General features: G+C 66.5%; 18 protein-coding genes and 1 riboswitch. Of the genes, 6 read left to right on the top strand and 12 right to left on the bottom strand.

Going from position 1 to position 24,201, the window contains the following annotated elements:
- Positions 1-18: 18 nt before the first annotated feature.
- From ACSQ24_RS01270 to ACSQ24_RS01290, 5 genes are all read right to left on the bottom strand, one after another.
- Positions 19-3,153, bottom strand: a complete 3,135-nt coding sequence (locus ACSQ24_RS01270) for an efflux RND transporter permease subunit (RefSeq protein WP_436092932.1) — start codon at positions 3,151-3,153, stop codon at positions 19-21.
- Positions 3,154-3,157: 4 nt separating this feature from the next.
- Entirely contained in the window at positions 3,158-4,291 is a 1,134-nt protein-coding gene (locus tag ACSQ24_RS01275; RefSeq protein ID WP_436092933.1) for an efflux RND transporter periplasmic adaptor subunit, read from the bottom strand.
- Between the two features lie 229 nt (positions 4,292-4,520).
- Positions 4,521-6,128 carry an FMN-binding glutamate synthase family protein gene (locus tag ACSQ24_RS01280; protein WP_436092934.1) on the bottom strand — a complete coding sequence of 536 codons (1,608 nt, stop codon included), beginning with the start codon at positions 6,126-6,128 and terminating at the stop codon, positions 4,521-4,523.
- Positions 6,129-6,216: 88 nt separating this feature from the next.
- Positions 6,217-6,345: a hypothetical protein gene (locus ACSQ24_RS01285; protein WP_436092935.1), complete on the bottom strand. Its 129-nt coding sequence runs from the start codon at positions 6,343-6,345 to the stop codon at positions 6,217-6,219.
- A 121-nt stretch (positions 6,346-6,466) separates the two neighbouring features.
- Positions 6,467-6,665: riboswitch (cobalamin riboswitch) on the bottom strand.
- Between the two features lie 49 nt (positions 6,666-6,714).
- Positions 6,715-7,470 carry a GntR family transcriptional regulator gene (locus ACSQ24_RS01290; RefSeq protein WP_436092936.1) on the bottom strand — a complete coding sequence of 252 codons (756 nt, stop codon included), beginning with the start codon at positions 7,468-7,470 and terminating at the stop codon, positions 6,715-6,717.
- Positions 7,471-7,684: 214 nt separating this feature from the next.
- Between ACSQ24_RS01290 and ACSQ24_RS01295 the strand changes: the two genes are divergently transcribed.
- The gene (locus ACSQ24_RS01295) at positions 7,685-10,069 is read left to right on the top strand and encodes an AI-2E family transporter (RefSeq protein WP_436092937.1); all 2,385 of its coding nucleotides are present in this window, start codon (positions 7,685-7,687) and stop codon (positions 10,067-10,069) included.
- Positions 10,070-10,085: 16 nt separating this feature from the next.
- On the opposite strand, the gene ACSQ24_RS01300 is transcribed toward ACSQ24_RS01295, so the two are convergent.
- The 4 genes from ACSQ24_RS01300 to ACSQ24_RS01315 form a co-directional block, all read right to left on the bottom strand.
- A complete protein-coding gene (locus ACSQ24_RS01300; RefSeq protein ID WP_436092938.1) occupies positions 10,086-10,982 on the bottom strand; it encodes a hypothetical protein in 897 nt (298 codons plus the stop codon).
- A 117-nt stretch (positions 10,983-11,099) separates the two neighbouring features.
- Complete coding sequence (locus ACSQ24_RS01305) at positions 11,100-11,663, bottom strand: NUDIX hydrolase (RefSeq protein ID WP_436092939.1); 564 nt, start codon at positions 11,661-11,663, stop codon at positions 11,100-11,102.
- A gap of 53 nt (positions 11,664-11,716) precedes the next feature.
- Positions 11,717-12,745: a DUF3616 domain-containing protein gene (locus ACSQ24_RS01310; protein WP_436092940.1), complete on the bottom strand. Its 1,029-nt coding sequence runs from the start codon at positions 12,743-12,745 to the stop codon at positions 11,717-11,719.
- Positions 12,746-13,695: 950 nt separating this feature from the next.
- A complete protein-coding gene (locus ACSQ24_RS01315) occupies positions 13,696-15,309 on the bottom strand; it encodes a winged helix-turn-helix domain-containing tetratricopeptide repeat protein (RefSeq protein WP_436092941.1) in 1,614 nt (537 codons plus the stop codon).
- A 222-nt stretch (positions 15,310-15,531) separates the two neighbouring features.
- Here ACSQ24_RS01315 and ACSQ24_RS01320 point away from each other — a divergent pair, with 222 nt between their 5' ends.
- Positions 15,532-16,113: an SgcJ/EcaC family oxidoreductase gene (locus ACSQ24_RS01320; protein WP_436092942.1), complete on the top strand. Its 582-nt coding sequence runs from the start codon at positions 15,532-15,534 to the stop codon at positions 16,111-16,113.
- Between the two features lie 94 nt (positions 16,114-16,207).
- On the top strand, positions 16,208-16,675 hold the full coding sequence (locus tag ACSQ24_RS01325) for a YybH family protein (RefSeq protein ID WP_436092943.1): 468 nt from the start codon (positions 16,208-16,210) through the stop codon (positions 16,673-16,675).
- A gap of 9 nt (positions 16,676-16,684) precedes the next feature.
- Here the strand turns inward: ACSQ24_RS01325 and ACSQ24_RS01330 are convergent.
- The 3 genes from ACSQ24_RS01330 to ACSQ24_RS01340 form a co-directional block, all read right to left on the bottom strand.
- A protein-coding gene (locus ACSQ24_RS01330; protein WP_436092944.1) for an IS5 family transposase occupies positions 16,685-17,442 on the bottom strand; the annotation gives its coding sequence in 2 pieces (ribosomal slippage) (positions 16,685-17,122 and positions 17,125-17,442; 756 coding nt in all).
- Between the two features lie 377 nt (positions 17,443-17,819).
- Positions 17,820-18,107, bottom strand: a complete 288-nt coding sequence (locus ACSQ24_RS01335) for a hypothetical protein (protein ID WP_436092945.1) — start codon at positions 18,105-18,107, stop codon at positions 17,820-17,822.
- 118 nt (positions 18,108-18,225) lie between these two features.
- On the bottom strand, positions 18,226-19,755 hold the full coding sequence (locus tag ACSQ24_RS01340; RefSeq protein WP_436092946.1) for a calcium-binding protein: 1,530 nt from the start codon (positions 19,753-19,755) through the stop codon (positions 18,226-18,228).
- Between the two features lie 383 nt (positions 19,756-20,138).
- On the opposite strand from ACSQ24_RS01340, the gene ACSQ24_RS01345 reads away from it, so the two are divergent.
- The 3 genes from ACSQ24_RS01345 (at position 20,139) to ACSQ24_RS01355 (ending at position 24,201) form a co-directional block, all read left to right on the top strand.
- Positions 20,139-21,563: an SLC13 family permease gene (locus ACSQ24_RS01345; protein WP_436092947.1), complete on the top strand. Its 1,425-nt coding sequence runs from the start codon at positions 20,139-20,141 to the stop codon at positions 21,561-21,563.
- A 107-nt stretch (positions 21,564-21,670) separates the two neighbouring features.
- Positions 21,671-22,846: a glycerate kinase family protein gene (locus tag ACSQ24_RS01350; protein ID WP_436092948.1), complete on the top strand. Its 1,176-nt coding sequence runs from the start codon at positions 21,671-21,673 to the stop codon at positions 22,844-22,846.
- Positions 22,843-24,201: a S8 family serine peptidase gene (locus tag ACSQ24_RS01355; RefSeq protein ID WP_436092949.1), complete on the top strand. Its 1,359-nt coding sequence runs from the start codon at positions 22,843-22,845 to the stop codon at positions 24,199-24,201. The genes ACSQ24_RS01350 and ACSQ24_RS01355 overlap by 4 nt, the downstream gene beginning before the upstream one ends.

Genomic DNA, 24,201 nt, shown 5'->3' on the forward strand with positions numbered 1-24,201 from the left:
ATCTCCCGCAGTCCGCTTCTAGACCTGCTCCTCCTTGGGCCGGGTCGATGGCCGCAGGCGCTCGCGCAGCGACTGGAAGATGACATAGAGCGCCGGGATCACGAAGATGCCGATGAAGGACGCCGCCAGCATGCCGCCGAAGACCGGCGTGCCGACGTCGCGCCGAGCGAGCTTTGACGGCCCCTCGGCGATCACGAGAGGCAAAAGGCCGAGGATGAAGGCGAAGGACGTCATCATCACCGGACGGAAGCGCAGGCGCGCGCCCTCGGTGGCTGCGTGCAGGAGCGGGTGCCCCTTCTCGCGCAGTTCCTTGGCGAACTCGACGATCAGGATGCCGTTCTTCGCGGCAAGGCCGATCAGGACGACGATGCCGATCTGGGCGTAGAGGTCGAGCGTCAGCTTGGCGATGACGATGGCGATGAAGGCGCCGAGCACGCCGACCGCCACCGAGAGCAGCACCGGCACGGGGATGGTCCAGCTCTCGTAGAGCGCGACCAGGAAGAGGTAGGCGAAGAGCAGCGCGAAGGCGAGGATGATCGTCGTCTGCCCCTCGGCCCGCTTCTCCTGGAAGGAGACGTCGGTCCATTCGCCGCGATAGCCCTGCGACAGCGTCTTGGCGGAAACCGCTTCCATTGCCTTCAGAGCCTGGCCCGAGGAGACGCCCGGCGCGGGGGAGCCCTGGAGCGTCACCGCAAGACGGTTGTTGTAGCGGATCAGGGCCTGCGGGCCGACCACGACCTTGGCCTCGACGAAAGAGCGCAGCGGGATCATGTCGCCCGAGCGGCTGCGGACATTGATACGGTAGATGTCGTTGACCGAGGCGCGGTCGGTGCCCTCGGCCTGGACCTGAACCTGCCAGGTGCGGCCGAACAGGTTCATATCGTTGACGTAGTAGCCACCGAGCGAAGCCTGCAGCGCCTGGAAGACGTCGCTAAGCGCGACGCCGAGGATCTGGATCTTGTCGCGGTCGATGTCGAGATAGATCGAGGGCGCCGAATCCGAGAAGGTCGAGAACACCCGCCGCAATTGCGGATCTTGGTTGGCGGCGACGGTGAGGCCGCGCAGGGCCTGGCCGAGCGCCTTGGGATCGGAGGATCCCATGTCCATCAGCACGTAGCTGAAGCCGCCGCCGCTGCCGAGGCCGATGATCGGCGGCGGTGCGACCGGGACGACGTTGCCGTCGCGCACGCTGCGGAACTTCTGGGCGAGCCGGGCGATGACCGCCGAAGCCGAGTCCTCCGGGCCTTTGCGTTCGTCGAACGGCTTCAGCGTCACCACGAAGAAGCCGGCATTGGGCTGGGAGTAGTTGTCGATGAAGTTGAGGCCGATGACCGTGGAATAGTCCGCGATCGCCTTCTCCGTCTTCAGGATGCCCTCCACCTCGGCGGCGAGCGTCGATGTCCGCCCGATCGAGGCGCCGTCGGGCAACTGGGCGACGACGAAGAAGGCGCCCTGGTCGTCTTCCGGCAGGAAGCCGGTCGGCGTGATCCGCCCCATCGCATAGATGCCGACGCCGAAGGCGGCGGTCAGCGCGAGGCTGACGAGCGAGACGCGCACGAGGCGCGCCACGCCAGCACCATAGCGGTCGCGCGTCCAGTCGATACCACGCATGACATAGCCGATCGGCCCGCGCCGTGGCCCGTGATGCGGCTTCAGCAGGATGGCGCAGAGCGCCGGCGACAAGGTCAGGGCGTTGATCGCCGAGAGCACCATCGCGACGGCGACGGTGACGGCGAATTGCCGGAAGAGCTCGCCGGAAATGCCAGGGATGAAGGCGACCGGCACGAAGACCGAAAGCAGCACCAGCGTGATCGCGACGATCGGGGCGACGATCTCGCCCATGGCGCGCTTGGTCGCCTCGGCCGGCGTCAGCTCGGGATGCTCCTCCATCACGCGCTCGACATTCTCGATGACGACGATCGCGTCGTCGACGACGATGCCGATGGCGAGGACGACGGCGAGCAGCGAGACGGTGTTGGCGGAATAGCCGATGGCGTTGAGCACGATGAAGGCGCCGACCAGGCTCACCGGCACGGCGATGGTCGGGATCAGCGTCGCCCTGAGATTGCCGAGGAACAGATAGACGACGAGCACGACGAGGACGAAGGCCTCGATCAGCGTCTTCTGCACCTCGTGGATCGTGGCGGTGACGAAGGCGGTCGGGTCGTAGGTGACCTTCCAGGCGAGGCCATCGGGGAAGGATTTCTCGAGGTCACCGATCGTCTTCTTGACGGAATCGAGGGCGGTGAGGGCATTGGCGCCCGGCGCCTGGTAGACGCCGATCAGCACGGCCGCGCCGCCGTTCAGCCTGGTGTCGCGATCGAGATTGGCGGCGCCGAGCTCGAGGCGCGCCACATCCGAGAGCCGCAGCACCGAGCCGTCGGCATTGGTGCGCAGCACGATTTTGCCGAACTCCTCCGGCGAAGTCAGGCGGCCCTTGGTCTGGATGTTGAGCTGCAGCTGCTGGTCGTCGGAGATCGGGCGCGCGCCGATGCGCCCGACGGCGGCCTGCGCGTTCTGGCCCTGGATGGCGGCGATGATGTCGCCGGTGGTGAGGTTGAGGCCGGTCAGGCTGTCGGTGCGGACCCAGGCCCGAATGGCGTAGTCCTGTGCGCCAAACAGCGAGGCGTCGCCGACGCCAGTCGTGGATTTGATAGCGTCGAGCAGGTTGATCGTGACGTAGTTCGAGACGAACAAGGTGTCGTAATTGCCCTTCGGCGCGTAGACGGCGATGACGCCGAGCAAAGCCGAGGACTGCTTCTTGACAACGACGCCGCTGCGCTGGACCTCCTGCGGCAGCTTCGACAAGGCGAGCTGCACGCGGTTGTTGACGTTGACGTTGTTGATGTCGGCATTGGTGCCGAGCTCGAACGAGACCTGCAGGGAATAGCTGCCGTCATTGCCGCTGACGCTCTTCATGTAGAGCATCTTGTCGGTGCCGACGATCTGGGCCTCGATCGGCTGGGCGACCGTCTGCTCGACCACGGCGGCCGAGGCGCCCGGATAGGAGGCTCTCACCGAGATCTGCGGCGGCACGATATCGGGATATTGCGCCACCGGGATCGCGAAGAGCGACAAAAGACCGGCGATCGTGGTGACGAGCGCGATGACGATCGCCAGCCGGGGCCGGTCGACGAAGACGGAGCTCAGCATCGATTCAGCTCCGGCCGACCGGCGGGGTCACGGGCGAAGCCAGCACCGGCACGCCGGGCCGGAGGTTCTGCAGGCCCTGGATGATGATCTGCTCGTTGCCGGCGAGCCCCTGATCGATCACGACATAGGCGCCGGCCTCGGCGCCGACCTTGACGCGCTTCGCCACGGCCTTGCCGTCTTCGACGGCGAAGACATAGGCGCCCTGCTGGTCGGCGATCAGCGCCGATTGCGGAACCAATACCTTTTCCTCGCTCTGGTCGGCTGCGACGGCGACGCGAACGAGCGTGCCGTCGAGGAGCTTGCCCGCCGCGTTGGGCAGCGTGGCGCGCACCAGCACGGTATCGGTTGAGCGCTCGACCGAGACGTCGACGAAGTCGACGCGGCCCTTCTGGTCATAGGTCGAGCCGTCGGAGAATTTGAGGCTGACGAGCGGCGCTGCGCCGTCGGCCGGCAACCGATTCGTTTTCAGCGCCAGGAATTCGCGCTGGCTGACCGGGAAGGTGACGTACATCGGGTCGTCGCTGACGATCTGCGCCAGCACGCCGCTATCGGGGCCGACGACATTGCCCTTGGTCACCTTGGTGCGGCCGATCCGGCCGGCGATCGGCGCCTTGATCTCGGTATAGCCGAGGTTGATCTGCGCCGTCTTCAGATTGGCGGCGGCGGTCGTCTCGTCGCCCTGCGCGCCCTTTTCCTCGGCGACGCGCTGGTCGCGCACCGCGACCGAGCCGGCATTGGTGCGCAGCAGGTCCTCGGCGCGCTGGCGCTGCAGGCTGGCGTTCTGCAGGGTACCCTGGGCCCGCTCCAGCGCGCCTTGCGCCTGTTCGACGGCAGCTTCGAACGGCGCGCGCTCGATGCGGAAGAGCGGCGTGCCTTCGTTGACGGTTGCGCCATCCTTGAACAGAACGTTCTCGAGATAGCCGGTGACGCGGGCACGGACATCGACGCGGTTGACGGCCTCGATGCGCCCGACGAAATCCGCTGATTGCGTGATGGCGCGCTTCTCGGCGGTGACGGTGCCGACCGGAACGGCCGCGGGCGCAGGCTGCTGGGCGAGGAGGATTGTTGCGGGTCCGAAGGCGAAAGTGGCCGCAAGCACCAGGACGGGGAGATGCAAGGCCGAAGAGATCCGCTTCACGCGCGCTATCCGTGAACGCTTAGACATAGGCCACTCCTCTTCGCCGCCAACGCACTGCCGCGGTCGCCAACTGCAGCGCGCAATTCTATCCCGCGTCGATACTGAGCATATTCTGCCGGGAACGCTACGGTCTTGTTACGGCCCCCGATGACTGTCTCGCATTATGCAGTCATCCTTCGCCGGGATGGCGACGCGCCGGCAAGCCGTTCTCGTCGCCATGCGAACGCGTTCACGACGCCCGGTCAAAGCTGTCGGCGCGGGCGAGGTCCCAGTTACGGCGATAGAAGCTGTGCTCACATAGTCCGCTCACCAGCTCGGCGGGCTCGAGGAAGACGTGGAGGTCGGAGAACAGGCGGATCTCGGTGACACTGACGCGGCGGACGAGGTGGTGCGGGCCGAGCTCCTCGGGATGGGTCAGGCCGGCGGCCGCCAGCATGTCAGCGAGCGCCGCCAGCGTGTTGGCATGGAAGCGATGGACGCGCTGCGCCTTGTCCGGCACCACCAGCGCCCGCTGGCGGACCGCGTCCTGCGTGGCGACGCCGGTCGGGCAGCGATTGGTGTTGCAGGACAGGGACTGGACACAGCCAAGCGCGAACATGAAGCCGCGGGCGGCATTGGCCCAGTCGGCGCCGATCGCGAGCACGCTGGCGATGTCGAAGGCGCTGACGATCCGGCCGGCGACGCCGATCTTGATCCTGTCGCGTAGCCCTGCGCCAACCAGCACATTGTGGACGAAGAGCAGGCCCTCGCGCATCGGCAGGCCGATATGGTCGCTGAACTCGACCGGGGCGGCGCCGGTGCCACCCTCGGCACCGTCGACGACGATGAAGTCGGGCACGACGCCGCTCGCCAGCATCGCCTTGACCATGCCCATGAATTCCCAGGGATGGCCGAGGCAGAGCTTGAAGCCGACCGGCTTGCCGCCCGAGAGCTCGCGCAATTGCGCGATGAAAGCCATCATCTCGAGCGGCGTCGAGAAGGCGCTGTGGCTGGGAGGCGAGACGCAGTCGCGCCCGACCGGCACGCCGCGCGTCATCGCGATCTCGGGCGTCACCTTCGGCGCCGGCAGAATGCCGCCATGGCCGGGCTTGGCGCCCTGGCTCAGCTTGATCTCGATCATCTTGACCAGGGGGTCGACTGCCTGCTTGGCGAAGCGCTCGGGATCGAAGCGGCCCTCATCGTCGCGGCAGCCGAAATAGCCGCTGGCGACCTCCCAGACGATGTCGCCACCGCCTTCGCGATGATAGGGGCTGATGCTGCCTTCGCCGGTGTCGTGGCTGAAGCGGCCGAGGCGCGCGCCGGTGTTGAGCGCCCTGATCGCATTGGCGGAGAGCGAGCCGAAGCTCATCGCCGAGATGTTGAAGACGGAAGCCGAATAGGGCTGCCGGCACTGGTCGTTGCCGATGGTGATGCGGAAGCTCTCGGGATCGGAGACCGGCGCCGGCCGGGTCGAATGGCCGATGAACTCGTAGCCATCGCGATAGACGTCGAGCAGCGTGCCGAACGGGTGATCGCCGGCGAGGTTCTTGGCCCGGCGATAGACCAGCGAGCGCTGCGAGCGGGAAAACGGCGCCGCCTCCTCGTCAGCCTCGAACAGATATTGGCGCAGCTCCGGGCGGACCAGCTCGGCGAACCAGCGGATATGGCCGATCACCGGATAGTTGCGCCGGATCGCATGCTCGCTCTGGACGAGGTCCCAGAGGCCGAGCAAGGCCAGCATCGTCGCCAGCAGGCCCGGCAACCAGAACCAGTTGTAGCGGAAGGCCAGCGGGATCGTGACGAGTGCAACCAGAATGCAGACAATCAGGGTAGTGAAGCGGCTCAGTCGCAACGTCATATCCGACACCTGTCCGAACGAGGCTCCCTCCTTCTAGCCTCGACAAGTTCGAAAGACGATCGGCCAGAAGGGCCGGTGCCCTTGCCGGCTAGGCATGGCCATAGGCGTCGGCGCCGTTCTCGCTCGCCGGCTCCTGCCGGTCGAAGGCTTCGAGCCAGCGCGACAAGCCCGGTGACGGAGAGCCTGCCCGCTTGGCGGGGTTGGGCAAGCGGATCACGGGAAACCTTGGCGGTAACGTCAGTGGCACGTCACCGCGAACGAGATAATCCGTTCCGCTCCCGAAAACGGGCGCGTAAAGGCCTATCACCCATCAGCGGACCCCCGGCCGATGTGTTCGCGTGTGACCACGGCTGACGGCAGGTCTCCTGGCTCGCGGGTCACCACCTTTCACCGCCTTCCCAGGTCCGAGGCCCCAGTGGCATGTGGTGAAAGGCTCGCCGCTTACAGTTGCGGGGGCAGCCGCAGCAGAGGTGGCTAAGCCACCCGCACTGCGTTCCCTTTTGATCCCGTGAGGGAACCGTCGTGTTCACGCCTAGGGCGGCGGCAATGCGGCCAGATCAATTCGCCGGCCGCGTTTGCAGCCGGCTTATCCGGCCGCCTTGAGCGAGCGCTTCCCGCGCGCCTTGGCGGCTGGTTGCGGCGCCTCCGCATAAGGCGCGAGGATCGCCATGATGTCGCGCTCGCGCGGCTTGGCTTGCGCCACCAGCGCCCGTTCCGCCACCGAATCGAGATGGTGGTGCATCAGCTTCATCACGGTCTCGGCGTCGCCGCTTTCGAGCGCGTCGATCAGCAGGCTATGTTCGTTGATGGCGCATTCCGACGAATGCGGCCGGCTGTACAGCGACAGGATCAGGCAGCAGCGATAGGCGAGCTCGCTGACATAACGGGTGAGGATCGGGCTTTCCGTCATCTGCGCAAGCAGGATGTGGAACTCGGTCGCGAGTCGGATCGAGACCGCATCGGATTCGCCCCGTGCCGCATCCTCGGCATCGACATGGCCGCGCAGGGTCGCAAGCTGCGCCTTGCTCAGCCGGCCGGCGAGCTGGCGCACCACGAGGCGTTCCAGCTCGATGCGGATGTCGAAGGTGTCGCGCGCCTCCTGCCAGCTCGGCGTCGCCACGACGGCGGTGCGGTTGCGGCGCAGCTCGACCAATCCTTCGGCCGCGAGCTGGCCGAGCGCATGGCGCGCGATGGTGCGGCTGACGCCGAAGCGTTCGCCGAGCGCATCCTCCGGCAATGCCGCGCCAGGCTCGAGCGCTCGCTCGATGATGGCGCGGCGCAGAGCCCGGCAGATCGTTCCGGCCTTGTCCGATGCGCCGCTTCCTGCCTCGTCGCGCGTCATAGCCGACACCCTTGGTTGAAGATCGTCCCGTCTTAGCGCGCTTTCTGTTCAGCCGGAATCGGCTGAACGATCAGAATTCGTGCAAAATCAAACACGTTCTGGCGTCTGCGATGCGCAGTTCGCAATGTGGCGTGGACGCCGGCTGGTTGAACACGGAACAGGACAGTCTCTCTCACGTTCTCAACACGATCCATAAAGGCCGGGGGGCTCGCGCATGACGACGACACCGCCTCCTGGCCAAAGAGTGGTCCAGCCGGAGATGGGCGGCGTCGGCGCGGGCGTTACGGGCGGCGGCGACGTCGTTACGGTAGCCGCAACGCTCGTCAGTGCCGCCGTCATCATCGCGGGGCTTTATTACGGTCAGGACGTCCTGATCCCGCTCGCCTTCGCCTTCCTGATCGGCTTCGCGCTCAATCCTCCGGTGATGTGGTTGCGCCGGCGCGGCGTGCCGAAAGTGATCGCGATCGTGGCGGTGATGACGGTGGTACTGGTCCTGCTGGCTGGGCTTTTTGTGGTTCTGGGCACGCAGCTGCGCTCGCTCGGCGAGCAGCTGCCGACTTATCAATCGACCATCAACAGCAAGTTCAATGACCTCAAGGCGCAGCTCAGGGCGCCGGGAATCTTCGACAGTGCGCTGAACGCGATCGCGTCCCTTCAGAAGGAAGTGGAGGCTGTGCAAGGCGCGACGGCGCAACGTGTCGAGGTCGTGCCGGCGCCGGGCACTCAGCTGCAGGTCGCCCTGGTCTGGTTCGGACGCGCGCTCGAACCGCTTGCGACGGCGGGCATCGTCCTGGTCTTCGTCGTGCTGGCGCTGCTCGACCGCGCCGATCTGCGCGACCGGCTGTTGCGCACACTCGGCGGCAATCTGCACCGCTCGACCGACGCGATCGAGGATGCCGGCCGCAGGATCAGCCGGTACCTCCTGATGCAGCTCGTCGTGAACATCACCTTCGCCATACCGTTGACGCTGGGGCTATGGCTGATCGGCGTACCGGGAGCACCGCTCTGGGGCGTCGTTGCGGCCGTGTTGCGCTTCGTCCCTTACGTCGGTGCGCTGATCTCCGCCGTCTTTCCCCTGATATTGGCCTTCGCGGTCGATCCGGGCTGGCACATGGTGCTGTGGACGCTCGCACTGATCGCGGGGCTCGAGCTCGTCAGCAACAACATCGTCGAGCCGATGCTCTACGGCACCACCGGGCTCTCGGCGATCTCGCTGATCGCGGCCGCGACCTTCTGGACCGCGCTCTGGGGCCCCGTCGGCCTGATCCTGTCGACACCGCTGACGGTCTGCCTGCTCGTCCTCGGCAAGACCCTGCCGCAGCTGCAATTCCTCGACACCTTGCTCGGGTCGGTTCCGGCCCTCAGCCCGGCGACACGCATCTACCAGCGCCTGCTCGCCAATGACGTCGAAGAAGCGATCGAGATCGCCGAGGGCGAGATCGAGGCGCTTTCAGTGGTGCCGTTCTACGATACGGTCGGCATAGCGGTGCTGCGTCTCGCCAGCGATGACTACGGCCGCCAGGCCACCGCGGCCCACCGGCTGCGTGTCGCCGAGGGAATGGATGCGCTGCTGGAGGAACTGCGCGACGAACATCCGGCTGCGGCGTCGATGGCACCCGGGCCACAAGTCGCGTGCATCGGCGGTAAATGGGAGATCGATGCGATCGCAGCGGAGATGCTTGCGCATGCGCTCGCCTTGGAAGGGATCGCCGCGCAAACCCGCCGGGTCGTCCATGTCACGGCGAGTTCGGTCGCCAGGCTCGACCTCGATGGCGTGCCGGTCGTCTGCATCAACTATTTCAGCAGTGAGCCAGACAGCGCCGCCCGTCAGTTCTGTCGGCGGCTGCGGCAGCGCTGGCCGGAGCTCCAGATCGTTCTTGTGCTCTGGACGGTTCCGCCCGAAGCGCTGGCGAGCGACGCGCGCAAGAAGATCGGTGCCGACGAGATCGCGACCTCGGTCGCGGAAGTCATTGGCCGAGTCCAGCGCATGCTGCCCGAGGTTGCCGGCGAGCCGGCTACGGCGGAGGCGCCGGCCAATGATGCCGAGCGCGTGGCGGCGCTCCACGCGACAGATTTCCTCGCTGAGAGCCTGCGCGACGATCTCGATGCGATCGCCAAGCGCGCGGCCGACGCGTTCGATGTCGATGTGGCGATGATCTCGGCGATCGACGCCGATCAGGAGATCGTCATCGGTCGTAGCAAGGAGCTCTCAGGCTTCGGCCGGGACGAGGCCGGCCGGCCGATCCTGCCGCGCCAGGCGGCAATCTGCGACCATGTCGTGGCGGGTGGCGAGACGCTGGTCGTCGCCGACACCGAGCGCGACGCGCGTTTCACCGACAATCCCGTCGCCAAGACCTGGGGGCTGCGCTTTTATGCCGGCGCGCCGCTGCGTTCGTCCGATGGCTTCGTCCTGGGAGCGTTGTGCATCCTCGACGCCGAGGCCCGCACGCTCGATGAGCGCGAGCGCGTGCTGCTGGAGAAACTGGCCGCCGATGCGGTCGAGACGATCAGCCGGAAGCAGGCCGACCGCAGCTCGGAACAGCAAGCGGAGAAAGACTCCGAAGCGGGTGCGGCGGTCGGTCAGCGGGTTCCGGAGTGACGCCGCGCGGCGTCACTCAGAAGCTGTAGGCCGCTTTCACCTTGACCAGATGCTGGCTGAAATTGGTGATGTCGAGATCGCCTTGTACATCCTTGGCCTTGCCGGCGATCTGGACATTGTAGGCCGCCGAGATCGCGAATTGCTTGGTCGCCTGCCAGAAGACGCCGGGGCCGGCGAAGGTGGCGTAGCCGGCGTTGTTGCCGAAGCCGAGCTCGTTCTGGCGGCGCTGATGGCGGACTTCGCCGCTGAGATAGAGCCCGTCGATCAACTGCCAGGCGAGCGAGCCGCCGACCGTAAAGGTCGAGGAGCGCAGATAGGGACTCGGGCCCGTCCAGGTCAGGTCGTGCGAGAGGTTGAGCGCGGCGTATAGTTTGCCTGGGACCAGCGTCTTGTCGGCGAACAGGCGGATGCCGGTATTGTAGGTGGTGAAGTTGCCGGCGCCGCTCGGGTCGGTGCGGTTGAAGCTCGGATCGACGACGACGGTGAGGCCGATGCCGTGCAGATCGCGCCCGAGCAGACGGTATTTCATCTCGACGCCGGCGCCGAAGCTGCGGTTGTCGGCATCTGTGCCGGCAATGGTGGCATCGGCATAGCCGCCGAGCAGATAGGGGCCGATCTCGAAGCAGGGGAAGAGGCCGTAGGAGCCCTGCAGCTGGAGGCCGTGTGCCGCCTGGCGGCCGTCGCGGACACCGAAGCCGCCGCCATAGGTCAGGCTTGCGCCGAAGGAGCCGACCTCGGCGACGTCCGAGCCGGTGGTGAAGCCGAAGGCGTCGGTCGGGATGCCCTCGCTCTCTGTGCAGGCCGAAAGCACCGGCGGCGCGGCGGGCGCGCCCTTGCGCGAGGGCAGATCGGCAGCGAGCGCCGGCGAGAGTAGGCTGGAAACGGCAAGAGCGAAGGCGGCGGGCTTGAGCATGGCTGGCGATCCTGTTGACGAATCGACTCTACGCAAATGCAAATCAGTTGCAATATTGAATGAGCGACCGCGGGATCATGACGTTACAATGTTGCAAATGAGTAACAGCGAGCCGGCTCAACCCCGAGAGCTCAGGACATGCAGGCGCGTGAACGCCACCGGCGCGATCTCGGCCAGCGTGGCGATCGGCTTCCAGGCGGCGGCATGGACCTCTTCTTCCTGGGCCGTCAGCGGCAGCGCGGGATCGGCTATGAAGAGATATTGCAGGTCGTGATGGATATGCGGCGGCTCGCTCCGGCGCGGATTGCCCGGCACCTCGTGGCTGTCGATGGCGAAGGGCAGATCGCCGCCGCGATGCCAGGCATGCAGCGCCGGGCTGGCGACGCCGGTCTCCTCGACCGCCTCGCGCAGGGCGGACTCATGGAAGGACGCGGCCGGTTCGTAGTGGCCGCCGGGCTGGAGCCAGCGGCCGATCACGACATGGTCGATCAAGAGGATCTGCGCATGGTCGGGCGAGAGCACGAAGGCGCTGGTGGTGACATGGCCCGGCATGGTCTCGCGCCGGTCGAGCGCGTGCTGCTCGGCCATTTGCCAGCGCAGCAGCGCCAGCCGTTCGCGCGGGCCGGCGATCTCGGCGAGATAGCGGGAGACGACGGAATCGAGGTGCGCGAGAAAGCTCATGGCCTTGCGCATCGCATGTCCGGCAACGGCAGGGAAGGCCACTCGCCTGCGCCTCAGCGCAGCTTCAGCCGGTACTCCTCGAACTCGCCGTTCTTGACCCCGTCATAGCCGACGAGGACGCGCAATTCGTCGCGTTCCTCGGCGAGCACGGTGAGCGCCTCAGCCTTGGCATTCTTGCGCTGGCGCAGCTCGCCGAGTTCGCGGGTAGCCGATGGATCGGCCGGGTCGAGCAGCAGGATCGCGTAGGGCACCTCCTGGTCCTGCGCCGGGCCGACCAGCACGAGGAGGCGTCCGTCGGCGAGCGGGGCGAGATCGCGGACGCCGCGCTGCGCTCCGGCTGCAAAGGCAAGGAGCTGCGGCTTGGTCGCCGCCGGTTCGCTGCCCGGTTTGAACAGTTCGGCGAGATTGCCGCCCACGACGAAGGCACGGCCATCGAGCGAGGGCGCGCGCAGGCCGAGCCAGAGCCGATCGCCGACGACGGCGAGGCCCTCGATATTGAGCCCATTCGCTTCGGCGCCGAGCGGCTTGCCGAGATAGGGCGCGACCTCGCTGGCCGCGCCGAGAAGGTCGGAGACACGCCAGCTCAGCTCGGGCGGGCCGGATTGGCCGTTGCCCGGTGAGATGCGTGCGAGGAGGAAGGAGGAGGGGCGGTACTCGCCGCCATGGCGCGAGCAGCCATGCGAGGCGACCATATAGAAAGTGCGATCGGCATAGGCGACGCCCTCGCCGTCGAACTCGCCGAAAGAGCCCTGCTTGGGACAGCCGATCGCAGGCTGGGGTCCGCTTGCGGCGGGGGTGGCGTCGCCGATGAGCGGCAGGGGACGCTCGGGCCGGATCGTCGTCTGCGTCAACGTCGCGAACTGGGCCGCCTTGCTCTCGTCGTTGACGACGAGGCAGCGCCATTCCCCGCCGGCGGGTGGGCGGCAGGCGATGCCGCTGATGTCGTTGGCGGCCTTGCCCTTCTTGCCGGCAAAATCGGAGGTGGCCTCGATCCGGCGCTCCGGCTTCAGCGGCTCGGCGCGGGCGGGGTCGGTGGTGAGCAAGGCGAGGGCACAAAGGACGGGCAGGGTGGCAAGCCGCATGGTCTTGCTCCGGTGAAAAGAGGCGAGATAGGCGCGCCGGCGGCAAGTTTCAAAGGCCAGGGTGCCAATTCTTGCGCCGGGCAAGGACGGTTTGTTGCAGGAGCGACACTCTTCCTGTGGGATGAGCGGGGAACCCCGACGCAAAACCCTCTCCTGTAAGGAGAGGGCAGGGTGAGGTGTAGGCCGTTGGACCAGTTCCGCGAGGGCTCACAGCGGCGACGTTGTGGCCAGCGATTCCGCTCCCGAACACCTCACCCCTACCCCTCTCCTTCCAGGAGAGGGGATCCCGCGCTCTTGCTTCGAGCACGCGCCATCCCCGCCCGCAGGCTCATCCTGCGGGCGTTTGAATATGAGGGGCAGCGGAGCGCCGCGAGGCGCGGTTTGGTATCCGCTTCCATTGAGCCAGGAAGCGGCGCGAAGGGGTTGAGCCACCCCCCGCACGCCCCGTGGCGCTCCGCCATCGGCGATTTAAAACCCCGGGCCGCGCTTCATTCGGACGCTCCGCCGATCCCGCCCGCCGCCTTCGCCAGTGCCCCTCATCGGGTCGTCGCGTCGGCGGCCGGACGGCTGGTCATCGGCGGGCCGTCCAGCTAGCGAGCTCCTCGCGCAGGGGCCGTAGTACCCCCAGGTCGGTTCCCGAAGCCTCCCGAGTCCGGGGTGCAAACCCGGCCGCAGGCGCCGCACCCACCCCGCCAAACGACATGCCTCCGGATGGCCGCCCCTCGGGGATGGGATGCGAGCGAGTATACGGGAGGTTGGGAGGGCGGGGATAAAGTCATAACCGATCCCGCGAGCGTGTGTGGAATGGCTGGTTCCGACCCGTCTGAGACATTCTTCCATCGGTGTCTGGTGACGACTAAACTGCCGTCTGCCCTGTGGTCCTTCATTCGGCGCCCTCCAGGAAAATGGGTAGCTTATCGAGGAGGAAGGCAGTGATCTTCGGCATGCGGTCACTTCTCCGGCACGCCGCTGGTGCGCAGCGCCGCCAGGGCGTCGTCATCGATCGAGACGTCGTCGCGGAAACCGAGCACCATCCTGGCGTTCTGGAGCGTGTAGCCGGGTGCATGGGCCAGAAAGTCGTCCGCCGCAGCCTTGGCTTCGTTACTGCGCCCGAGCGACTGCAACGCCGCAATCCGCGCCACCCAGCAAACGCGAAAATAGCTCTGGCGGTCGACGCAGGTTTGGGTGATGGCCACGGCATCCGCGTACCGGCCGGCGGCGAACAGCGAAAGGCCATGCAGTCCATGATAGAATGTCGGAGCTAGGGGATTGAGCGCAAACGCCCGCTCGCCGGCGGCGACTGCTTCCTCGAACCGACCGTTCGCTGCCAGTGCGCGGCCCCGGAGCAATTGGTTCTCGGCGGCGTTCGGGGCCAGAGCTACGGCCTTGTCGAGAGCCTGCAGCCCTTCTTCGTACCGCCCGTTGAGCAAATGGGCGTTGCCCAGCGCCTGATAGGCGTAGTCGAATGTCGGATCGACAGCTATCGCCTTGCGGATGAGATCGTAGGCGGCACCGATATCTTCGCGCTGCCGCTCGCCGGTATAGCGTCCCGCGATATCGGTGACGTCGAGATAGCCGAGATAGGCATAAGCCGGAGCGTAGAGCGGATCGAGTTCGATCGCGCGTTGCAGCGCGGCGCGGCCTTCTCGATACGATTCGGCCGTGAAGCGATGCTTGAGCGCCAGCCCCCGCATCGCCAGCGCGTAGACTTCCAGATCCCGCGGGGGCCGGCGCAGGCTTTGCGATTTCTCTGCCTCGCGGACCTCCGAGAACAGAATGCCGGCGATGCGGTCGACGATCTCGTCCTGCGTCGACACGATACCAGCGGCTGTGATGTCGTAGCGCCCGCTCCACAGCGTGGTGCCCGTAGGCCCCTCGACGAGCCGGACCGTCAGTCGCAGCGCATCGCCGACGCGCCGCACCGAGCCGTCGAGGATATAGCGCACGCCCAGAATCCGGGCGGCGTTCTGAGGTGCCTTGTCCGCCCCACGCAGGCTCATGGAGCTGCTGCGGGCAAGGACCGGGATTTCCCGGTGCCGAGCGAGCTCGGTGATGATGTCCTCGGCGAAGCCCTCGGAGAGGAAGACGTCCTTGGCGTCGTCGGAGAGATTGTCGAAGGCGAGGACCGCGATCGACGGCCGAGCCTCCGCCACCGGTGCCGACCTGCCGAGCCAGACCGCGGCCGACACGACGGCGAGCAGCGCGACGGCCGCCGCGAGCAGCCCATGGCGCCGAAGCCTCGAAGGCTGCGCGCCCGTCTCCAACACATAGCCGCGCTTGAGGACCGTCCGGATGATCCTGTGCTTCTCGTCGCCGAGCGTTCTGCGAATGTCCTTGATGCATTGGACCAGGCTGTCGTCGGTCACCGCGATGCCGGCCCAGATCGCTTGGCTCAGCTCGTCCTTGCTCACGAGCTTGCCCGGCCGTGCCGCGAGCAGCTTCAGAACCGCCGCCGCCTGCGGCCGCAGCGTGGCCGTCCGGCCCGCCCCATCCGTGACCGATCCGAGTTGAAGGTCGATGACGCGACCATTCAAGCGAAGCGACGTCACAGCCGGGCTGTCCATCGGAGGCTCCCCCTTAGGCGAAGCCCTCGGGGCTCCCCGGCATCAATCTACCGCAAGGTCAGCCGCCGCTCCAGCATCGTCCGGTTTCGGCCGCCATCGCCAGGGTTTCGTCCGATTTCGTCCGACTTTCAGGCCGTTCTCGTTACCAGGGGCCGCATCAGATCCATTCTTTGGCTGAGAGCCGCAGGCGCGCCCACCCGCAACCAGTTTCGGAGACACGGAATGGCACGGAATTTCCATCCTCTCGGTTCCATCCGCGCCGACAACCGCGGCAGGGCACCGTGGCGCCACACCTTAAGAGGGCTTGCGGTCCTGATCATCGCCGTCCTGGAGCTCGCTATGGCCTCGACGCAGGCGGCGCGCGCCCAGATGGTGCCGGCGTCGGATCTGGCCCGCCCCTCTGAAGCGGCGGACCGAGTCGCGATCGCGGAGTTGTTCATCGCCTGGGAATCCGCGTGGAACACTCATGATATGAAAGCCTTCGCCAACTTATACCACGAGGACTGCATCTTCATCGCTTGGACCGGTGCCAAATGGCTCAGCCGCGACATGGTCGAAAAGGGACATGCAGAGGTTCACAAGACCGTTTTTCGCGACAGCGCTCAGCGCAAGCGCATCGACAGCATCCACTTCCTCGCTCCCGACGTCGCCCTCGTTCATCTCTGGAGCACGCTGACGGGAGACACGCGGCAGCCCGACAAGGTCGTGCGCAGCCGCAACACCCTGATCCTCACCAAGCGCGACGGGGAGTGGAAGATCCTTTCCTTCCAGAACACGCGGCTGGCCGACAACGTGCCGGACTAGGTAGGCGGTTCGATCAGATTCACTGTGAAACAATGACGGCAAGGCCAAGCCTAGCAAAGCGAAGCCGTAACACCTCACAAAAAAGGATTGTTCTATGCGTTCCATCTTGAGGGTTGTTTCCTTGAGTCTTTTGGCGCTGCTCGCATTCGCCTCGACCGGCGGTGCCCAGACGCGCAGTCCCGACGAATTGGTCAATGTGTTCGCGCGAGCCTGGAATGCACACGACATGAAGTCGTTTGGGGAGGCTCTATCCGATGATGCTGATTGGGTCACGGTTGCAGCGGCTCGGTTAAAAGGACGCAGCGAAATTCAGGGATTTCTCGACAAGGAGCAGAGTGGCTGGGCCAAGACGACAACCATGAATACAAGCAGCGTTGCGGTCCGTCCCCTCGGCACCGACGCCGTGACAGTCCATTTCAACTGGGAAATCACCGGAATCACGAGCCGTGACGGCCAGCAGGCCCCACCCGTCCGAGGCGTGAGTCTTTTCGTTATCGCGAAGCAGGCCAGCGATTGGAAGGTTGCTGCCGGGCAAGTCGCGTTGCAAAGACCAACGCCCTAGGGTCGAGACTCAACGGAGCCAGCAAGAGACGAGAGCTGCGAGGCACAGGGAGGCCAGATAGTTCCTGGCGAGCTTGTCGTAGCGGGTGGCGATGCGCCTGAAGTCCTTGAGACGACAGAACATGCGCTCGATGGCGTTGCGGCCGCGATAGCGTTTGCGATCGAAGGGGTGGAGGAACTTGCGGTCATCCTTGTTCGGGATGACCGGGCGCATTCCTCTGCCGAGGAGGTCTTCGCGGACACTGTCGCTGTCATAGGCCTTGTCGGCCAGAAGCTCGTTTGCCGGCGGGGCGGCGTCGAGCATGACGGGCAGCATCCTGATGTCGGCGGCCTGTCCGGGCGTGAGCGCCAGGACGAGAGGCCGGCCCTTGCCGTCGCTCAGGGCATGGATCTTAGTTGTTCGACCGCCGCGGGAGCGACCAATCGCCTGACATTGCTCCCCCCTTTTTCGGCACCGGCCGCCGAGCGGTGCGCCTTGATGTGGGTGCTGTCGACCAGGAGCTGCCGAGAGGTGCGCTCATCTCCAGTCAAAGCCGCGTAGATGCTCTGCCAGATGCCCTTTCGCGACCAGCGATTGAAGCGGTTGTAAACGGTCGTGTAAGGGCCGTACTCCGCCGGGCAGTCGCACCAGCGGCAGCCGCACCGAAGAACATGGACGATCCCGCTCAGGATGCGCCGGTCGTCGGCCCGAGGCGGGCTGCCGTAATGCGGCAACAACGGCTCGATCTTCGACCACTGCTTGTCATTCAACCAGAACAAGCGGCTCATGGAACTAACCTCCACCATGAGACCACTGAATCACAATACGCCCGTTGAGTTTAGACCCTAGTGCCTGCTTCATTTACACGAAAATCGGCCGGGGACGGGAGGCGTAAGGGGTGGCCATGGCGTTCCAGCGGCGATTCTGGCCCTTTGTACAATAGGGACAGATGTCAGGAAACGGTCGGGAACAGAAGTCAGGCCACCACTTGGCAATGTCTGCTTTCGGGCAATGGACCAATGTCCGCAGGTGGCGCGATTGCGACACCTGAGAGGCGCCCCACGACCTTCAGCAATCTATCTAAAAACGGGCAAAGGCCGAAATCCATTACCGAGCATCCAAGCGTAAACCCGCGCCACCCGTCCGAGCGGTGCGGGCCGCTGGATCACCCCAGCTTCGCGTAAGCCGGCACGGTCAGGAATTCCTCGAATTCCGGCGCTAGCGAGAGCTTCGAGAACAGATCGATCGCCTCGGGGAAGCGGCCCTTATCGTAGGTCTCGGCGCCGAGCTCGCTTTTCACCCGCGCCATTTCCTCGGTCAGGCAGCGCTTGAACAGCTCGGCATCGACCCTGGTGCCGCCTTCGAGCGCGACGCCGTACTGGACGAACTGCCAGATCTGGGCGCGGCTGATCTCGGCGGTCACGGCGTCCTCCATCATGTTGTGGATCGGCACCGCAAGTTCGCGTGGTGTCGGTCGCGGTCGACCGGACGCGGCCGGCTTCTGTGGTGCACGCTTAAGTTTCCTGGCCCATCTCGGCAGCGCAGGATCGGAGATGGGCGCACCGCGTGGTTCAGAAGTCGATGGCTGTGAAGGACAGGTTGGCGGCGGAAATCTCGGCGAGGGAGACGCCCTCGATCAGGATGGCCGCATCCTCGAACCCGTCGAGCGTAACCATCACGCCCGCCTCCGTGTCGCGCGAGGCTACAAGGAAATCCTCGTAGTCGCGGATCGAGGCGAGATCGCCGTTGGCGTCGATGAGGAAGCTGAGAATGTCGCCCTCCGCAGCGTTGAAATCGACGACACGATCGATGCTGCCCGGGGTATCGTAGCTGACGCTCCAGTGAAACACGTCGGCGCCGTCGCCGCCGCTCAGCTCGTCGGTGCCCGGCTGACCGACCAGCCGATCATTGCCCGCGCCGCCGATCAGGCGATCGTCGCCAAAGCCGCCGATCAGCTCGTCATCGCCGCCTCGTCCTTCCAGGAGATCGTTGCCACCGTTGGCGGAGAAGCGGTCGCTGCCATCGGCGCCGCGCAGCGTGTCGTCATAAGCCCCGCTTTCCAGCCCGAAATTCTCGATGCTGGCATAGATCGGTCCGCCGGGAATCCAGCCCAGCGTCGCGTCGAAGTGGAGCGGACCGGGCCGGTCGCCGAGGCCGAACAGGAGGCGGTCATTGCCGTCCCCGCCATTGACGGTGTCGTTGGCATCCGCGCGGATCCAGTCGTCTCCGGCGCCGCCATTGATCGTCGCGGCCTCGGGCTCGGTGCCGCGCGGCGAGAGATGCGTGATCCGGTCATTGCCCTCGCCGCCGTCGATGACGTCGCTGCCTTCCCAGCTTGCGATGCTGTCGTCGCCGGCCCCGCCCTTGAGGATGTCGTCGCCGGCGCCACCATCCATCGTGTCGTTATCGGCGCCGCCATTCAGATAATCGTTGCCGGCGCCGCCGTGGAGGGAATCGAGGCCATCGCCGCCGAACAGTACATCGTCGCCGTCATCGCCCGACAAATCGTCATAGCTGGCTCCGCCGGCGATCCAGTCATTGCCGGCTCCGCCGCTCAGGGTGTCGACGCCATCCCCGCCATGCAGCTCGTCGTCGCCTGCACCGCCGGACAACTCGTCGGCACCGTCGCCGCCCTCGATGCGATCGTCGCCGTCGCCGGTACTGGCGATGAGGCGATCGAGATCGCCGGCAATCACGGTATCGTTGCCACCGCCGGTGGTGACGGCGGCCCACTCGACATCCTGAAAGGCGATGGGCTGAGCGGTCGCAGGGTCGCTGCCGATCATGCCCTGGCCGCTCGCGCCGTCGAAACTCACGTCGTCCGTGGCCGAGGAGGCATCGACAAAGAGCGCATCGTAACCGGCGCCACCATCGACCGCGCCGCCCGTCCCGACCAGGATCAATCGGTCGAAGCCGTCGCCGCCATAGAGCTGGTCATAACCGCTTGCACTTCTGACGACGTCGTTTCCGGCGCCAGCGTCGATGAGGTCGTCACCAGCGCCACCGTCGATATCGTCGTCCCCGGCCAGCCCCCAGATGCGATCCGCCTCGCTCGTCCCGCGCAACGTATCGCGTCCAGCCGTTCCCACGATCTCGGCCATGAACCCGCTCCTCTCGATCGAAGCCGGAAGAGTAATCGCATTCAGATCAACCGAAGTAGCTTGGGTAATATGATGCTGGCCGATTTATTGTTCTTAAAGCGACAATTATATTGTTTTGAAGCGAGCTATTTATTTCAAAAATAAACCCGTGATCGAAGCAATTCTGGGGTGCCAAAGCGCCTCCTTTGTCGTGCCCGAAGGCGATGGCGGGGACGAAACGATCGAGGCGACCGTGTGGAGTGCAGCGGCTGCAACGCCTTGCGATGCGCCAATCGCTGAATTTGGCGAAGAGATTCTCGATCCTCACTTGGGAATAAGTGCGCCTGCGCGACGTTTCCGTTGCCATGACGATGCTCTCTCCCTCCTCATCCGCCGAGCTCACCATGGCCGGCGACCTCCGTTCCGATCATTGGCGCATGGCCCGGGCAGCGCTCCGGCTGGGCTTGCCGATCCTGATCGCCGCCGGCCTCGGCGCCGCCATCTGGTTCGGCCTGCCGCTCGATGTCCGGGCGAGGATGGCCTTGATCGTCTTCGCACTCGCGATCGTCGGCTGGTGCCTCACCGATATCGACGACACGCTGATCGCCCTGGCGGCCGCCGCTGCTCTGGTGTTGTGCGGGTTGACGCCCGCCCGCAATCTGCATGCGGCACTGGGCAACGAACTGACCTGGCTGCTGATAGGCGCCTTCATCATCGCGGCCGTGCTGCGCGCCTCCGGTCTCACCGAGCGCCTGGCTTCGGCGGTGCTCAACCGCGCCCGGTCCGTGCGCGCATTGTTTCTCGCCACGACCGGCGTGATCGTCGCGACCGCCCTCTTCGTGCCCTCGACCTCGGGGCGTGCGGCGCTGCTGCTCCCGGTCTACCTCGCCTTGGCCGCCGCCATCGAGGATGGGCGCATCAGGCGGGCGCTCGCGCTGCTGTTCCCGACCGTGATCCTGCTCTCGGCGGGGGGAACCCTGATCGGCGCCGGCGCCCATCTGATCGCGATCGAGATGATCCAGCGCAGTGGCGGCCCCGGCCAGGGCTATCTCGGCTGGCTGCTGCTCGGGATGCCGCTCGCCATCCTGGCGAGCTTCGGAGCCGCCTTCATCATCTTGTTCGCCTTCCTGCGCCCGGCAGAGCGCGCACAGGTGATCAGGCTGCCGGCGGCCACGGCAGAGCCGCTCTCCGGCCGGCAACGTTATGTCGGAGCGCTCGTGGCTCTTGTCGTCGCCGGCTGGTGCACGCAGCCGCTGCATGGCGTCGACGCCGCTCTGGTGACGCTGTGCGGCGCGATCGGGCTGACCCTGAAGCCCTTCGCGCCGATCTCGATGAAGCAGGCGGTGAAGTCCGTCGAATGGCAACTCATCCTCTTCCTCGCCGCGACCACGCTGATGGGGCAGGCGCTGATCGAGACCGGCGCGGCGAGCGGCCTGCTGCAGCCTTTGCTCGCCGCATTGCCATCGGATGTCCTGGCGCACCCTGCGGCGGTCGCAGCGCTGGTGACCGTCGTCGCCCTGCTGTCGCACCTGCTGATCACCTCGCGCAGTGCCCGGGCCACGGTGCTGATCCCGTTGCTGGCGCCGCCCCTGGTTACACTCGGCTACGACTTCGGCGCCATCGCCATCCTGATCGTGATGGGGACCGGCTTCTGCCAGACGCTGCCGGTCAGCGCCAAGCCTGTCGCGCTCTATGCCGATCTCGAGCACGAGACCTATCGGCCTGCTGATCTCGTGCGGCTCTCGCTGCTGCTGCTTCCGATGATGGGCGCGCTGCTGCTGGTCTTCTCGCTCTGGATCTGGCCGCTGGCCGGTCTTTCCCTGCGCTGATCTCGCTCCCGCGGAATTATTTGAGCCGGCAACGGAATAAGGCGCGCGAGCCGTCGTTTTTAGCTGCAGAGGCGTTTGACGGCCTCGGGATTTCGAGAGGATTTGCAATGACCCTCAATATTCTGATCGCCCCCTCCGGCTTCAAGGAATGCCTGGACGCCAGCGATGTGGCCCGGGCGATTGCCCAGGGTGTCAAGACTGCCATGCCGCAGGCGAGGACGATGCTGGCGCCGCTGGTCGATGGCGGCGAGGGCTTCACCCGGGCGCTCTGTGCCGTGACCGGTGGCGCTCTGCACGAGCGCACCGTGACGGGACCGGTCGGCGATCCCGTGACGGCGCATTTCGGCTTTCTTGGCGGGGCTGGGCCGAAGACGGCGGTGATCGAGATGGCGGCTGCGGCCGGCCTGGCGCTGGTTCCGCGCGACCGGCGCGATCCGACACTGACGACCAGCTATGGCGTCGGCGAGCTGATCGTGGCCGCGCTCGACGCCGGGGCCGAGCGCATCCTGCTCGGCTGCGGCGACAGCGGCATCAACGATGGCGGTGCCGGCATGGCCGAAGCCCTGGGCATCCGCCTGCTCGACGCGCAAGGCGCGCCGATCGGCCGGGGTGGCGCAGCGCTGCGTAAACTCGCCCGCATCGATCTGGCCGGCCGCGATCTGCGTCTCGACACCGTCAGGATCGACGCGGCGGTCAACTGGCACAATGTGCTGCTCGGCCCGCGCGGCGTGGCTCGGGTCTTCGCCCCGCAGAAGGGCGCCAGCCCCGAGCAGGTCGAGATTCTGGAAGCGGCGCTCGAAACCTATGCCGGTAGGCTGCGGGAGGCGACCGGCCGGGATGTTTCGACAGCTCCCGGCTGCGGCGCCTCGGGCGGGCTCGGCGCCGGACTGCATGCGCTATTGGGCGCGACGCTCCACCCACGCTATGACATCGTCATGCGTTATCTCTCCTTCGAAAGTATGCTGCGCCGCGCCGATCTCGTCATCACCGCCGAGGGTTGCCTCGACGAACAGACGCCCTTCGGCAAGATCCCGGCCGAGGTCGCGCGCCAGGCGCGGGCTCGCGGCATCCCCGTGATTGCACTGGCCGGCACGATCGGGCGCGGCAAGGTCCGGATCAATTTCGAGCATGGGATCGACGCCTTCGCCAGCATCCTCAAGCGGCCCTGCACGCTGGAGGAGGCGATCGCGGAATCGGAGAAGCTGCTGCGCCGGGCTGCCGAGGACGCGATCAGGATGATCGGCGTCGGCATCCGGCTTCGGCGCGAGAAGGTTGCGGCATGAACCGCGGCCGCCTTCGCTCCGCCCTGCGAGCCTCGCTGCTCGGCCTTGCGCTCGCCGGCGCGCCCTTCCTGGGGCTGCCGGATGGCGCGGGCCGCATCCTTCCGGCGTTGGCGGACGACAATGATGGCGACGACGGTGGCGGTGGCGGAGGAGGAGGGAGCGGGGGCGGTGGTCCCGGCGGTGGCGGCGGCAGCACGAGCCGCTTCCGCACCGGCGGGGAGCAACGGATCAACCCGGGGCGCCTGCTGCGTTTCTTCGGGATCGAGACGAGCCAGCCGCGCCGCGCGCAGCGCAGCGCGCCACGACCGGCAGCGACCGCCGTGCCACGCGAGATCGTCGCCGCCGGGCTGACGCAGGCCGAACTCGACACCTTGCAGGCAGAGGGCTTCCGCGTCGTCGCGCAGCGCAATCTCGGCCTCTTCGCCAACCTGACAGTGCGGCTGCGGGCGCCCGCCCGGCTGTCCATGCAACGCGCCGTCGAGCGTGTCCGCACGCTCGCGCCGTCGGCGCTGGTCGACCTCAATCATCTCTATCGCGGCGCCGCCCGCCCTTGCTCCGACGACCAGTGCTTCTCGCTGGTGGCGCAGGATGCGCGGATCGACGGCACCTGCTCCGCGCGCGGCACCATCGGCATGGTCGACACCGGCGTCGACATTGATCACCCGGCTCTTTCAGGCAGGGCGGTCGAGACGCAGATGATCCGCGGCCCGGATCATCGCGCCGCCCTGAAGCAGCACGGCACCGATGTCGCCATCCTGCTCACGCGCGGCGCCGAGGCCGATAGTCAGGCGCGTGTCGTCGCGGTCGATGCGTTCCATCGGCGCGGCGGCGGCGACAATGCCGACAGTTTCGATCTCGTCGGCGCGCTCGACCTGCTGGCACAGCGCAATGTCCGTGTCGTCAATCTCAGCCTCGCCGGGCCGGCCAACGTGCTGGTCGAGCAGATCGGCCGAACGATGCATGAGCGCGGCGCCGTGCTCGTCGCAGCCGCCGGCAATGACGGGCCGGGCGCCGAGGCGCGCTATCCCGCCGCCTATTCCTGGGCGGTCGCGGTGACCGCGATCGATCGCGACGAGCGCATCTATGCCCGTGCCAATCGCGGCAGCCATATCGCCTTCGCTGCACCGGGCGTGCGCATCCAGATGGCCGACAAGGCGATGCGCCCGACTGCGCCGCGCTCGGGCACCTCCTACGCGGCGCCGTTGGTCACCCTCGCCTTTGCGCAGCGGATGGTGCGAGACGACGCGGCCAGGCCTGAGACCCTGCTCGCTGCCCTGTCGGTGGCGGCGCGGGACCTCGGCGAACCCGGGCACGACCCGGTCTTCGGCTGGGGCCGCCTCTCCTGCAGTCCGTGA

Origin of the sequence: Allobosea sp. LjRoot237, assembly GCF_964253285.1 — a bacterium.
Taxonomy (GTDB): Bacteria; Pseudomonadota; Alphaproteobacteria; order Rhizobiales; family Beijerinckiaceae; genus Allobosea.